This window comes from Hyphomonas oceanitis SCH89 (assembly GCF_000685295.1).
Classification (GTDB): Bacteria; Pseudomonadota; Alphaproteobacteria; order Caulobacterales; family Hyphomonadaceae; genus Hyphomonas; species Hyphomonas oceanitis.
Genome location: NZ_ARYL01000011.1, coordinates 37,662 through 50,924, shown reverse-complemented (window position 1 = coordinate 50,924; position 13,263 = coordinate 37,662). Strand labels below are relative to the sequence as shown.

At 61.8% G+C, this 13,263-nt stretch carries 17 protein-coding genes; 3 read left to right on the top strand and 14 right to left on the bottom strand.

Annotated features, from left to right (window positions below; all coding sequences use genetic code 11):
* Positions 1-34: 34 nt before the first annotated feature.
* Complete coding sequence (locus HOC_RS08695) at positions 35-487, bottom strand: YbgC/FadM family acyl-CoA thioesterase (RefSeq protein WP_035537615.1); 453 nt, start codon at positions 485-487, stop codon at positions 35-37.
* An 18-nt stretch (positions 488-505) separates the two neighbouring features.
* Complete coding sequence (locus tag HOC_RS08690; RefSeq protein WP_035537613.1) at positions 506-1,057, bottom strand: lipocalin family protein; 552 nt, start codon at positions 1,055-1,057, stop codon at positions 506-508.
* A gap of 109 nt (positions 1,058-1,166) precedes the next feature.
* On the opposite strand from HOC_RS08690, the gene HOC_RS08685 reads away from it, so the two are divergent.
* Positions 1,167-1,532 (top strand): DUF983 domain-containing protein, encoded by a 366-nt coding sequence (locus HOC_RS08685; protein ID WP_035537611.1) that lies wholly within the window; start codon positions 1,167-1,169, stop codon positions 1,530-1,532.
* Here HOC_RS08685 and HOC_RS08680 read toward each other — a convergent pair.
* The 11 genes from HOC_RS08680 to HOC_RS08630 form a co-directional block, all read right to left on the bottom strand.
* Positions 1,529-1,936, bottom strand: coding sequence for a GFA family protein (locus tag HOC_RS08680; RefSeq protein ID WP_156950429.1), 408 nt, complete (start codon positions 1,934-1,936; stop codon positions 1,529-1,531). The two genes, HOC_RS08685 and HOC_RS08680, sit on opposite strands and share 4 nt — an antisense overlap.
* Before the next feature lie 4 nt (positions 1,937-1,940).
* Entirely contained in the window at positions 1,941-2,969 is a 1,029-nt protein-coding gene (ruvB, locus tag HOC_RS08675) for a Holliday junction branch migration DNA helicase RuvB (RefSeq protein ID WP_035537610.1), read from the bottom strand.
* Positions 2,966-3,298 (bottom strand): hypothetical protein, encoded by a 333-nt coding sequence (locus HOC_RS08670; RefSeq protein ID WP_035537609.1) that lies wholly within the window; start codon positions 3,296-3,298, stop codon positions 2,966-2,968. The genes ruvB and HOC_RS08670 overlap by 4 nt, the downstream gene beginning before the upstream one ends.
* On the bottom strand, positions 3,295-3,921 hold the full coding sequence (ruvA, locus tag HOC_RS08665; protein ID WP_199285879.1) for a Holliday junction branch migration protein RuvA: 627 nt from the start codon (positions 3,919-3,921) through the stop codon (positions 3,295-3,297). The genes HOC_RS08670 and ruvA overlap by 4 nt, the downstream gene beginning before the upstream one ends.
* Complete coding sequence (gene ruvC / locus HOC_RS08660; protein ID WP_035537607.1) at positions 3,918-4,421, bottom strand: crossover junction endodeoxyribonuclease RuvC; 504 nt, start codon at positions 4,419-4,421, stop codon at positions 3,918-3,920. Before ruvC ends, ruvA begins: the two co-directional genes overlap by 4 nt.
* A 110-nt stretch (positions 4,422-4,531) precedes the next feature.
* A complete protein-coding gene (locus tag HOC_RS08655; protein ID WP_156950428.1) occupies positions 4,532-5,272 on the bottom strand; it encodes a hypothetical protein in 741 nt (246 codons plus the stop codon).
* A 247-nt stretch (positions 5,273-5,519) separates the two neighbouring features.
* Positions 5,520-6,104 carry a fasciclin domain-containing protein gene (locus tag HOC_RS08650; protein ID WP_051624667.1) on the bottom strand — a complete coding sequence of 195 codons (585 nt, stop codon included), beginning with the start codon at positions 6,102-6,104 and terminating at the stop codon, positions 5,520-5,522.
* Positions 6,105-6,234: 130 nt separating this feature from the next.
* Positions 6,235-7,335 (bottom strand): aromatic ring-hydroxylating oxygenase subunit alpha, encoded by a 1,101-nt coding sequence (locus tag HOC_RS08645; protein WP_035537603.1) that lies wholly within the window; start codon positions 7,333-7,335, stop codon positions 6,235-6,237.
* Between the two features lie 6 nt (positions 7,336-7,341).
* On the bottom strand, positions 7,342-7,779 hold the full coding sequence (locus HOC_RS08640) for a protease inhibitor I42 family protein (RefSeq protein ID WP_035537602.1): 438 nt from the start codon (positions 7,777-7,779) through the stop codon (positions 7,342-7,344).
* 68 nt (positions 7,780-7,847) lie between these two features.
* On the bottom strand, positions 7,848-8,618 hold the full coding sequence (locus HOC_RS08635; protein ID WP_035537601.1) for a hypothetical protein: 771 nt from the start codon (positions 8,616-8,618) through the stop codon (positions 7,848-7,850).
* A complete protein-coding gene (locus HOC_RS08630) occupies positions 8,619-9,509 on the bottom strand; it encodes a hypothetical protein (protein ID WP_156950427.1) in 891 nt (296 codons plus the stop codon). It lies immediately after the preceding gene.
* Between the two features lie 158 nt (positions 9,510-9,667).
* Between HOC_RS08630 and lepA the strand changes: the two genes are divergently transcribed.
* Positions 9,668-11,473 (top strand): translation elongation factor 4, encoded by a 1,806-nt coding sequence (gene lepA / locus HOC_RS08625; RefSeq protein ID WP_035537599.1) that lies wholly within the window; start codon positions 9,668-9,670, stop codon positions 11,471-11,473.
* A 331-nt stretch (positions 11,474-11,804) separates the two neighbouring features.
* Here lepA and HOC_RS08620 read toward each other — a convergent pair whose 3' ends face one another.
* Positions 11,805-12,401: a hypothetical protein gene (locus HOC_RS08620; protein ID WP_035537598.1), complete on the bottom strand. Its 597-nt coding sequence runs from the start codon at positions 12,399-12,401 to the stop codon at positions 11,805-11,807.
* Positions 12,402-12,628: 227 nt separating this feature from the next.
* Here HOC_RS08620 and HOC_RS08615 point away from each other — a divergent pair, with 227 nt between their 5' ends.
* A complete protein-coding gene (locus tag HOC_RS08615) occupies positions 12,629-13,246 on the top strand; it encodes a DJ-1/PfpI family protein (RefSeq protein WP_035537597.1) in 618 nt (205 codons plus the stop codon).
* Positions 13,247-13,263: the final 17 nt, after the last annotated feature.

Here is a 13,263-nt window from a genome sequence, read left to right as displayed (position 1 = left end):
TCAATTCTTGACAATAAATCGAATAGTTACAGCGCTATGTCCGCCAGACAAAAGCGTCCAGATATTCAGCCACTTCCCGGATTGGCCGCCTCAGGCGCCCATCGGCATGGATCATTACGGCCGTAATCTCGGCTTCCGCGATGATCTGGCCATCGCGAAGGCAGGCCTGTTCAAAGCGAATACGCGGCCCATCCATACCGAGGTAACGCGTGCGAATATGCAGGAGGTCATCCACCTTCGCTGGCCGCTTGTAGGCGACGTTCACATTGGTCAGCGTGAAGGCCGCCGGGTCGGGTCGGTCGAGCAGCGACTGATGCGAAATGCCTGCATCACGCAAATGGTCCGACCGCCCCCGCTCAAAGAAGCGGAGGTAATTGGCGTGGTAGACCATGCCGGTGAAATCGGTGTCTTCGTAATAGACGCGCACACTGATCCAGTGCTGGCGGTCCGCATCGAAATTCTTGTCGTCGAGTACAGGCAGGGTCATGCCAATCGCGTTAGCAGATCACCCCTGATCCGTCATCACCAGCGGGTCGGTCTTGTAGCCGAGCGCCTCGGCGCGGGCCTTGATGCGGGCAAGCGTGTCAGCGTCCAGCGTTTTATCGCGGGCGAGGATCCAGAGATATTTGCCGCTTGGGTCACCCACGAGTACAGCCGAATAGTCCGGCTCGAGATGCAGGATCCAGTAATCGCCCCATGCGAACGGTACCCAGGACGGCGCGAACTTCACTTTCAGGCGCGCATTGCCGGAGCCTTCAACGACGCGTGCGACGCCATTGGCGACTTTCACTTTCCCCTCCGGGCTGCCCTTGTGGCACGTATTGGTGACACTGATACGGCCATCATCGCGCTGCGCATATTCGGCCGTCACGCCGGCGCAATCCTTCTCGAAACTGTTGGGATATCGGGCGATCTCGTACCAGAGGCCCGCATACTGATCGAGATCGACATTCGGCACGGTCGGCGGCGCAGTTTCCTGCGCGCGATAGTCGGGCTGGCTCATACAAGCCGTGAGGACGAGGCTAGCGATTGAGGCGGTTAGCAGATGCTTGATCATGAATAAGGTCTCCTGTGGCCTATACGCAGCCATGATGTGTTCGGTTGCAAGCCTGACTGGTCAGCAACTGTATGACGTGCAAAGCAGGAAACATCTGCCGGAGACGCCAATGACCCAACCAACTGATCCCGGCCTGAAACCCATCCTGCGCGGCCTGCGCGGACGATGCCCCGCCTGCGGCAAGGGCCGCCTCTTCTCGGGCTACCTGCGACAGGAACCGGCCTGCTCACATTGTGGCGAACCGACGGGCCTGATCCGCGCCGAAGACGGCCCGCCCTGGCTGACTGTGCTGATCCTCGGGCCCGTGCTGGCGCCGCTCTCGTTCATGGTATCGATGAAATCGCCAGCCCCGCTCTGGATCAGTCTCATCGCGCTTGGCGCGTTCGCGATTGGCGCAGTTCTGTTCCTGCTGCCGCGCATAAAGGGCGGTTTCATCGGCCTGCTCTGGCGCATGCAGCAGAAGGAACAGACTTAAGCCGGTTTCGGAAAAGCTTCAGGCAGGCGCGGCAGGCCGTCCTCGAAGTCGAAGAAGTCGGCCTTCTGGCTCGTCCAGATATGCACCACGGGCTTGGATGGCAGAGGGGAATCGAGGCTCCCGACACGAACGATCACCGCATCCTGATCGTGCCATTCGGCCATCATATGCGTCCCGCATTTCGGGCAGAAGTGCCGCGTTTTCCCGGGCGTGGATTCAATGCCCGCAACGACATCGGCGCCCTTCGTCCAGCGAAAGCCAGCGCGTGATGCGCGCGCGGTTGTGGCGAAAGCGGCCGAATGCGTCTTCTGGCATGTCTTGCAATGGCAATGGCCGACGGGCCCGAGCCCTTCCACTTCATAGGCCACCGCGCCACAAAAGCAGCTTCCTTGCAGAGCTTCCATCAGATCACTTCTCTCCAAAAAGGCCGGACTGGACACCGCCGGGAACGGGCAGGCCGAGCCGCTCATACGCAAGTGGCGCTGCCGTGCGTCCGCGCGGGGTGCGGGCGACATAGCCTTTCTGCATGAGGTAAGGCTCGATCACGTCTTCCACCGCATCGCGCGCCTCTGACAGCGCAGCGGCCAGTGTCTCTACGCCCACGGGGCCGCCCGCATAGGTGTGTACCAGCGCGTGCAGGTAGCGCCTGTCGAGCGAATCCAGCCCGTCCTGGTCAATCTCCAGCCGCTTCAGGGCGCGGCCTGCAGCAGCCGAATCGATCTTCGCGCCCTCGGCCTCGGCAAAGTCTCGCACACGGCGGAGCAGGCGCAGCGCAATGCGGGGTGTGCCCCGCGCGCGGCTGGCAATTTCGACCGCGCCATCTTCGGTAATTGCCGCACCCAGTTTGCGCGCCGCCGCCATGACGATGCGCGCCAGCTCTTCCGGCTCGTAGAATTCGAGCCGCAGCGGAATGCCGAACCGGTCGCGCAAAGGCGTCGCCAGGAGGCCTGCCCGCGTCGTCGCACCGACCAGCGTGAAGGGCGACAGGTCCAGCCGCACAGAGCGCGCCGAAGGCCCCTCCCCGATCACGATATCGAGGGCATAATCCTCCATCGCCGGGTAGAGGATTTCCTCCACGATGGCCGGCAGGCGGTGGATTTCGTCAATGAACAGAACGTCGTTCGGCTCGAGGTTCGTCAGGATCGCGGCGAGGTCGCCCGCCTTGGCAATCACCGGGCCGGACGTTGCCCGGAAACCGACGCCCATTTCCCGCGCCAGGATCTGCGCCAGTGTTGTCTTGCCGAGGCCGGGCGGGCCGAACAGCAGTACATGGTCGAGCGCCTCGCTGCGCCCGCGCGCGGCGTCGACATAGACTTTCAGGTTCGACTTGGCTTTGCGCTGGCCGACATAATCGTCGAAGGTCTGCGGACGTAGCGCGCGGTCCAGCGCGTCGCCGCCCTGCGCGTTGGGATCGGAGAGTTCACCCTCGCGGCTCATGCCGGCTCTCCGCTCCCGAACTCGCGCACAAGGGTGTTCAGTGTCAGCTGCGAGATTGGCACATCTTCCAGACGATCCCCGTTCTTTAGCCAGATGGTCATCGTCTCTTCGCCGCGTGCGGCGAGGATGTCCGTCAGGTTGACGAGGATCGAGCCGGACCCCTGCACATCGCGATTAATGACGCCCATGGAATTGCGGCCACTGCGCGATGTCTCGACCATGATATTGTCGATTTCGCGCGTGCCGACAGGCTTTTCCGGGTGATCGGCAATGAAGAAGAGTTCCTGTTCCGGAACATGATAGGTCTTGCGGTTCTGAATGTATTTCATCGCGACAGTTCCTTCAGCGCCGCCTTTACCAGCGGGCCGACCTCCTTGTCATCCGTTGTCGAAGCTGCTGCCGCAACGGCCCGCGCTGCATCGCCCTGCGTATAGCCAAGGTTGACCAGCGCCGAGATCGCCTCGGAGCGCGGGCCTGTCGTGGCGGCGGCAGCAGGCGCTGTTGCCATGCCGGCCGCGCTCGCCGCATCGAAGCGTCCGAACCGGCCCATGGGGGGCGCCTTGCCGGAGAGATCGAGCACGATCCGTTCCGCCAGTTTCTTGCCGACGCCCTTGGCGCGCTCCAGCACTTTGGCGTCGCCGAGCGCAATGGCATCCATCAGTTCGGCGGGCGTCAGCGCGTCAAGAATGGCCATTGCGGCCTTACCCGCCACCCCATGCACGTCCTGCAAGCGGACAAACCATGCCCGTTCTTCGTCCGTTCCGAAGGCATAGAGCGTGATCGCCGCCTCGGAAACCTTGGTCTCGACGTGCAGCACGGCATTTTCGCCCGCATGGACGCGGCTCAAGAGGCGCGTGCCCGCCTGGCAGACATAGCCGACGCCGTTGACGTCGATCAGCACATGATCGAGCCCCATGGCCGCGATCGTTCCGGTCAGGCGTCCGATAATCATGCAGCGCCCCGCTTCATCTCCAGTGGCATATGGTGCGCGGCGCAAATGGCACAGGCGAGCGCATCGGCCGCGTCTTCCTTCATCTCCCCGGCGCGGGGGAGCAGGCGTTTGACCATGAACATGACCTGCGTCTTGTCGGCCGTGCCGGTGCCCACAACCGAGAGCTTGATCTTGCGCGGGGCAAACTCGGCCACGCTTATGCCCGCCATGGCCAGCGCTGCCATGGCCGCGCCGCGCGCCTGGCCCAGTTTCAGGGCTGAACGGGGGTTTGCGTTGACGATGGTTTCCTCGACGCCGGAGGCATGCGGCGCGTGATGGCGCGCCAGTTCGCCCACCGCCTCGAAGATGCCGCCGAGGCGTTCCGACATGGGCAGGTTCGGATCAATCGAGATGATGCCATGGGCCACATGCTGCAGCCGGGCGCCGGTCTGCTCGATCACGCCCCAGCCGGTATGGCGCAGGCCCGGATCAATCCCGAGGATACGAATCGTCGCTGTCATGGCGCCTACCCTATCAGGCAGCGAGGTTAATGACAGCTTGCATTTTCCCCATTTGTTCCTGCGGATATGCAAAGCGATTACCAATCAGCTGTGCATCAAGCGCTATACCACTACCGATCACCCGCCTCGAACATATCAATCAACTCTGGAATGGAACCGATAGTGCGACTTATTCCACAATGCATCGGAGTTGAAATACTGAGTCTATATTTTTCGCACTCGTCTATCCAAAGAGCGTACCACTCGGTCTCAATTATGTCTGCGATATCCCCTCGATCAGCAGCCCGGAAAACGTCCGACAATTTGTGTACGTCTGCCTCTGCATCAGAATCGCCATAATGACTCGCATATGTTTGTGCTGATTCACTCATTTTCTGAATCGGATGTGGCACCCTTACGACCCACAGGTCTTGGGCAAGGCGGATCGCTTTTTCACTTGCCCCTACCTTGTGATAGGCATCGACATACCGCCACAGTGAATGTTGCCCCTCATCCATTGCCTCGTAACGACTACCGACAGATTCGTATAGGTAATCTACATAAGGCTCAGCAGCCACTGCGTTATCGCTGCGGATGAGCAGCCGAATTATCATCCATGCGAAATGCCCCTGAAGAGCTGTTAGCTCACCAGTCGCGAAAATGCGCTCGATTGTTTCGGCCACCAGAGTATACTGGCCCGCCCCCTCATAGGCCGTCATCCGCATGATCGCCGCATCAATCAGCTCACGGCAGTTCAACCCGGTGGCTTCGAGGGTGACGATGGCATCCAGTTTGGCCTCCAGCGGCGCATCGGACGCCACGAACTCGCTCGTTTCGTTTCGGAGGGACTGATAGGGCTCGGTTTTGCTCAACTTCGCTTCACACTGATCGGCCCATGACACCTGGCCAAACATACATGCAAGAACCACAGATATTGATATCACTCGAAAACGCACACCGGCCCCCACAAGAAGGTCCAAATTGTTACAGAATAACTTTCAGGAGTCGACATCTGCTTTCTGATTTTACTTCCAGAACCGGCCCATACGAATGAACTCAAACTAAAACGACCGCACCTCACGTGAGGCGCGGTCGCAAAATTAGATCAGGCTGGAATGCCTATTCTTCGAAGCGGGGCAGCAGCACCGTGTCGATCACGTGGATGACGCCGTTCGAAGCTTCGATATCGCCCATCTTCACGGTGGCGGTGTTGACCATCAGGGCGTCGCCGGTGCCGTCGATCAGCATGTCCTTGTTGTTCAGCGAGGCCAGCGGCACGGACTTGCCGGCGAGGTCAGACGAGCTGAGTTTGCCGGGCACGACATGATAGCTGAGCACGGTGACCAGCTTGGCCTTGTTCTCAGGTTTCATCAGGTCTTCCAGCATGGCCGGGTCCATCGCGGAGAAAGCCTCGTTGGTGGGCGCGAAGATCGTGTAGGGGCCAGTTCCGGAAAGCGTCTCGGTCAGATCAGCCGCGCCAATGGCGGCGACGAGCGTCGAGAAATCGGGGCTGGAGCCCAGCACGTCGACCAGTGTTGGGAGGGCGATCGGCTCAACCGGCGTTGCGGCCGTTTCGCTTGGCATCGTCTCGACCGTTTCAGCTGGCGTTACCGCCGGCGTTTCCGTCACGGTTTCGGTCTTGTCGGAACAGGCCACCAGGAAAAGCGCGCTGGCAGCAATCGTCGTCAGGAGCAGGGTCTTCATAGGTGTATCCTCGTAGCAGGACGCGCGCGGTGGTTCAGGGATATCGCGCTGTCAAATGGGTCCGCTTCAGTTATCCGAGCGGCTGAATGTAAAACGCGATGATGGCAGAATTGGTTCCGCGCGGGCGGCGTCAGCTCATCCAGCGCAGGACACGCGGCTCGATCGGGTTCGTGAACTCACGCCCCTCCGAGCGGGCTTCGACCCATTCGCGCTTGAGGCGCTGATACCATTTGGCCTGCACGTCGATATCGTCGATCCAGAGCATCGCCTTCTGGTGCGCCATGCCCTGATTTTGCAGGTCGACCATGTCGCCATCCTGACGCAGGAACTTGCGGCCCGCCGGCTTGGCGATGGGCACAGCGAGGCGCAGGAGCGGCGCGCCTGTCCACCAGGTGAACTGGGTGATGCGTGTACGCTTGGGGCCTTCCGGTGTCAGGCAGGTCAGCGTCAGCAGGCGCGCGGTCTCGTTCGAGACGATCTCCCAGCGAAAGCCGGGCAGCTGGAAGATGATCTCGGTTTCGACATTGCCGCCGAAAACCCAGCGATAGAGCAGTGAATTCGATGAAGGCTGGTGACGGTCAATCGCCCAGCCGCGCAGCGCGGGTACGAACTGTTTCTCTTTCAGCTTCAGGCCAACAGAGGGCGGGCGCCACCACCACTGATTATGCACGAAGGGCACATGCGCCGGGTCCATCAGGCCGACCACGGCATCATCCATATGCGCATTGAACACGTCATGGATGACAAAACCGGGCTTGTCCGGCAAGGGACCGAAATCAGGCGGCGGTACGGCGGGCGGCGCGTCAACGCGCGGATTATGCGCGATATAAATGAAGACCGCACCATTGGCCTCGTGCACCGGATAGCGGCGCACTTTCACTCTTGAGGCATCGTACGTGCTGTCTTCGGTCAGGCTCGGCATCAGCTTGCAGCCGCCATCCGTTCCAAAGCGCCAGCCATGATAAGGGCATTGCAGCGTCCACTCGCCATCGGTCTCCAGCTGCTTGCCGGCCGAGAGCGGCACCAGCCGGTGCGGGCAGATATCGCGCAGCGCAAAGGCCTCGCCCGCAGGTGTGCGACCGACAACGACCGGCTCGCCCAGCATCATGATGCGGTGCTGCTTGCCTTCCTTCAGCTCGGTCGAGGGCGCGGCGAGATACCAGCAATCGGTGAGATAGCCGTCATCCGTTATGCCGAGGCGCGGAGCCGAAGAGGTTTGGGTATCTGCCATGGGGCCTTATTGCGCTGGTGTGACCGTGACGTCTATCCGCCACTTGCCGATCTCGTCACCTCCCTCCCAAGGGCGGTGGTTCAGCATATTGATCGTTGCCTTGCCGGGCGCCGTGGCTTTCAGGTCAAACGACATGAAATGATTGCCGCCGGTAAAGCCTTCCTGGTTCTGGACTTCCGGATGGGTCGGGCGTGTGTTTTCGGCCACGAGGTCAAGGAAATCGGGCTTGTCCACGATCTCCCAGACATAACCAGCGGTCGGGATGGTTTCGAGTTCGATACGCAGGGTCTGACCGACGGTCATGGTCACCGCACTGCCATCCTGTTCGATGCCCGCATAGAGCATGCCATCTGCCATTTCGGTCACCGGCTCGGCCGGAAGCCGGGCGCAGGCGCCCAGCACGCTGCCCGCAAGGGCAAGCACGAGTAGGGGGCGCAGCAGCATGTAATCTCCTCCGGCATGTATCTTCCTTAGCAGGCTTAGCGCACCGCGCCATTACGTCCAATTCCGTATCAGTTCCGGATTGCGCCTTCGAATGTCACCGATGCGCCGCCTTCACGGAAGTATTCGGCCCAGAATTCCCGCAGGCGCGCGTCCAGTTCCGGGTCCAGCGGCGGACGGCCGGGATTGTGCGAGCGGCCAAAGCCGACAATGCGCACATCGGCGCCACGCACGGCTGGCAGGTAATTGAACTTCTCGGCCACTTTCAGGGCCGCATCCGGCGCCATTGAGCGGAACTCGGTCCAGGGCACGGCCTGGCTGTTCTCCAGCATGTCGGAGAAAATGTAGACATGGGTGAAAGGCTGGTCGCCGGGAGGCGCCTGCGTCCATTGCGCGATGGTCGACATGATCGCCGAATGATCTGCCGAGGATGAGCCTTCAACGGCGGGGCGCAGGGTCTGCGCGAGGCTGCCCATGAACTGGCGCTCGTCGGCCAGCGCCTTCATGCTGCTGCAGCCGCCCATCATGGAATCAAGCGCGCCCTGCCCGTCCGGGCAGCCGGGCTTGCAGGCATTAATCAGGCGGGCCGACTGGGTGTAGTGCTCGCCAATCGTTGCCAGCACGATCCGGTCGCCGGCGCCAAGCTGGTCGACCACCGTGCCGATGCTTTCGGAGATGACCGAACGGTCCGTGTCGTCATAGGGCGTCGTCTGGTCGATCAGGAACAGCGAGGACGTCTTGCCAAAGGCGCAATAGCCCGCCGCCTGCGCGCCCGGTTCGCTACCGGACGATCCCGAACATCCCGCGAGGACAAGTGTAACTGCCAGCAGTAACCGTCTCATTCAGGCGCCGAGCCTGCGCATCTGGTTGGCAAAGCGGCGCTTCTCGACGGCTTCCTCATCGGCGCGCTTGGCCTGCATCTTGGCGGCCTGCTTCTCCAGCTTGTGCTTCTTGCGATCCACGCGTTCGAAATCCGGGTGCGGGTCGTGGCAGAAATACGCCGCCGAGACGCCGACCGCGACAACGGCGAGGTTGATCAGCAGGAATATCCAGCCATCAAGGCCAAGGCCGCCCTTCAGCGCCATGATGGCGGCGCCGCCATATTCCTGGTTCTCCAGCGCCTGCCCGAAGCCCATTTCAGGTTGCGTGATGAAGGCGAGATAGCCCTGCCGCAGGATCGACACGCCATAGGCCAGCGCCACGATCAGCAGGACGACAGCCGCGATCTGCAGCACCTCGCCCCACCAGTTCTTGCGCTTCTTGTTATAACCAAACCGGCACATCATCATGCCCAGCCTGTGCGCCAGCGTGACCAGAAGGCCGCCCACGAGGAACGATACGAGCAGAGCCACAGCCGGGCTCTCCTGAAAGAACAGCTCAAAGCTGAACCGGTTGATCGGCACTTCGGCGACAGCCAGCGCAACCATGAAGGGCCAGTAGAACCAGGGCGAGGAATAGCGCGGCTGGCGCTCTTCGCTGGCCTGGATATCGTCCCAGATCTCGTTTGTGTGGTGCAGCTGGTCGCGCAGGGTTGTCTGGCGCGGGCTCCACCGGGTGTCGACGGCTTCCATCCGGCGCGCAAACTGGCGCTCAAGGATCTGCGCCTGCTCGCTCGAAGAGGGCGGCACGGCGGGCAGTTGCTCATCGTCTGGAATTTGCGTGGCTTTCAGCTCAGCCTGTCCGGGGACAACCTGCAAGGAAGACGGAGACCGGCCAGTCGTATCAGTGCTCATTGGACTTAAATCCCACGATTCGCCCCTGTTAACACCTTTGCCCTAATCTGTTTGGGGGATTGATGTGGCAGCTTCAAGGCGAAAAGCCAGTCTGCACTGCTACCGGGGCGGTCCATGCCCACTTCCCGTGCGGTCCAAGCGCCGCTATATGCGCCAGCATGACCCCACGCGACAAAATCCGTAACTTCTCCATCATCGCCCATATCGACCATGGCAAGTCGACCCTCGCTGACCGCCTGATCCAGGCCTGCGGCGGGCTGACCGACCGTGAAATGAGCGCCCAGGTGCTCGATACGATGGAGATCGAGAAAGAACGCGGCATCACGATCAAGGCCCAGACCGTGCGCCTCGATTACACGGCGAATGATGGCGAGACCTATACGCTGAACCTGATGGACACGCCGGGCCACGTCGACTTTGCCTATGAAGTCAGCCGCTGCCTGGCCGCCTGCGAAGGCTCGCTGCTGATCGTTGATGCCTCACAGGGCGTTGAGGCCCAGACGCTGGCCAACGTCTATCAGGCCATCGACCAGAACCACGAGATCGTGCCCGTCCTCAACAAGGTCGACCTGCCCGCCGCTGACGTCCAGCGCGTCAAGGACCAGATCGAGGATGTCATCGGCCTTGATGCCTCCGACGCGGTCGAAACCTCGGCCAAAACCGGCCTCGGCATTCCCGACGTGCTGGAAGCCATCGTCAAGCGCCTGCCGCCCCCGCGCGGCGGCGATGCGACCAAGCCCCTCAAGGCGGCGCTCGTTGACGCCTATTACGACCCCTATCTCGGCGTCGTGGTCATCGTGCGCATCCATGACGGCGTGCTGAAGCCCAAGCAATCCATCCGCATGATGCGCACCGGCGGCGTCTACGAGATCGACAAGGTCGGCACGTTCAACCCCAAGCTCACCGAAACTGACGCGCTCGGCCCGGGCGAGGTCGGCTATTTCGTCGCCTCGATCAAGGAAGTCGGCGAGACGGCAGTGGGTGACACGATCACCGAAGACAAGCGCCCCTGCGAAAAGGCCCTGCCGGGCTATAAGGAAGTGCAGCCGGTCGTCTTCTGCGGCCTCTTCCCGATGGACGCGGGCGACTTTGACGATTTGCGCGCTGCCATGGGCAAGCTGCGCCTCAACGATGCCAGCTTCACATGGGAAATGGAAACCAGTGCCGCGCTCGGCATGGGTTTCCGCTGTGGCTTCCTTGGCCTCCTCCACCTCGAGATCATTCAGGAGCGCCTCAGCCGCGAGTTCGACCTCGACCTGATCGCAACTGCGCCCAGCGTGGTCTACGAGATCACGATGACCGACGGCACCGAGATCGAGCTGCACAACCCGGCCGACATGCCGGACGTGGTGAAAGTGTCCGAGATCCGCGAACCGTGGATCGACGCCACGATCTACACGCCGGACGAATATCTCGGCGCGATCCTGAAACTCTGTCAGGACCGCCGCGGCGTGCAGAAAGAGCTGTCCTATGTCGGCGGCCGGGCCATGGTAAAATACGAATTGCCGCTCAACGAAGTCGTGTTCGACTTCTACGACCGCCTGAAATCCATTTCGCGCGGCTATGCCAGCTTCGACTATGAGATCGTCGGCCACCGCGCCGAGAACCTCGTGAAGCTGCAGATCCTCGTCAATGAAGAGCCGGTCGACGCGCTCGCCATGCTGGTTCACCGCGACCGGGCCGAAAGCCGGGGACGCCAGATGTGCGAACGTCTGAAGGATTTGATCCCCCGCCAGATGTTCAAGATCCCGATCCAGGCCGCCATTGGTGGCCGGGTCGTGGCGCGCGAAACCATCTCGGCCATGCGCAAGGACGTGACCGCCAAATGCTATGGCGGCGACGCGACCCGCAAGAAAAAGCTTCTGGAAAAACAGAAGAAGGGCAAGCAGCGCATGCGCCAGTTCGGCAAGGTCGAAATTCCGCAGGAAGCCTTTGTTGCCGCGCTGCGGATGGATAACGACTAGCCATCCCCCCACCTCCGAATCCCCGGCGAAAGCCGGGGTCTCATGCGGCTTTGTCCTTTCTTCAATTGCCTGAGGTCCCGGCTTTCGCCGGGAGCACGGATGTGGGGGGATCAGCCCTTTTAAGAATTCCACTCACCTCCCGGGGATCCCTGCGGAGGCAGGTATCCATGGACCGGATTGTTCCCAAAGCGCTGTGAGGCCCGGCCAGTCCATGGGCCCCTGCCTGCGCAGGGGCCATCGGGGGGAGCGTTGGGTGTACGAATTAGCGGGATGCAGGTGCGCCCGGACCATCCTGCGATGCCCGGCAAAATGGTCTGATTGACTGTCGGATCTACCCCGAGCTTTCCCAGCTTTTGAACGCGTTGCGCAGCAATTCCGGCAGCGCGGTTGCGATGGCGCCGAGTTCGGGCGGCATGCGGTGGGTGCGGGTCATGGGCAGCGCCATGGGGGCCGCTTCGCCCGCCTTGCGCTGACGCTCCAGCGTGCGGGCGAGGCGTTTGGCATGGGCTTCGGGGGCGGCGAGTAATTCTTGAAGCGCTGCGAGGCGCGCGAGGATAGGCGCGGCCTGAACGGGGCCGCAGGCGCGTGTCGCTGTGGCGAGCCCATCCCGGTCCATGTCCGGGCCCATGACGCGGGGCGACAGGCCGGTGAGGCGGCCGGAGGCTTTCGTCTCGACGCGCTCGGTATCCGGATGATGCCCGGACGATGCCCGAATGGAGACCGGCGGCAGCACGAGCCCCAACGCCATAAGCACGAGCAGGCGCCGGATAATGATTTCGAGCCGGGCAAGTTCGGCGCGGGCGCGCTGGGCAAGCGTGCGCTTCAGTGTTGAAGGGTTGAGGTGCGCGTTCGTTAGCGCGGCGACGCCTGCCAGCGCGCGTTGCGCGTGGGCAATGCCGTGACTGACGAAGGCGGATGGATTGGTCATGACGGCCAGTATAGGCCGGGCGGGAATGGGGTTGGATAAGGTGGGGTGAAACTTGGCCGCATCCCCGGCGAAAGCCGGGGTCTCTCGCGGGTGAAAACTTTCTTCAATTGCATGAGGTCCCGGCTTTTGCCGGGAACACGGCGGTGGGGAAAGAGCGTAGAGCCCTAACTTGCTTTCGCCCTAATCTCCTGCTTCAGTCACAGGTTCAGCGTGCCCCGGAGATGAACATGCAGATCGCCATCCTGACCTTCGACGGATTCAATGAACTTGATTCCTTCATCGCCTCGGGCATCCTGAATCGCCTCCACGCCAAGGGCTGGAAGGCCCATATCACTTCGCCGACGCCCCAAGTCACATCGATGAATGGCGTCAGGATCACGCGCCAGAAGCCGCTTGAATTCACTGCGGAGGCCGACGCCGTCCTCATCGGCAGCGGAATCAAGACGCGCGAGATCGCTCAGGATACGGATATGCTGGCGAAAATTCGGCTTGATCCCGCGCGCCAGATCATTGGCGCCCAATGTTCCGGAACGCTCCTCCTCGCCAAGCTGGGCCTGATCGGAAGCCTTCCGGCCTGCACCGACCTCATGACGAAGCCTTGGGTGATCGAAGCCGGGGTAAATGTGATCGACGCACCCTTCGTGGCCCACGGAAATGTTGCGACGGCAGGCGGCTGCCTTGCCTCGCAATATCTTGCCGCGTGGATGATCGCGCGCCTCGGCACGGTGCACGAGGCTGAAGAGGCCATGCATTATGTGGCCCCCGTCGGCCAGAAACAGGCATATGTTGCCCAAGCCATGGCGGCCATCAGCCCCTTCCTGCCTGTGAGCGCCGAGCCCGCCTGAGGAATATCCTTCATATA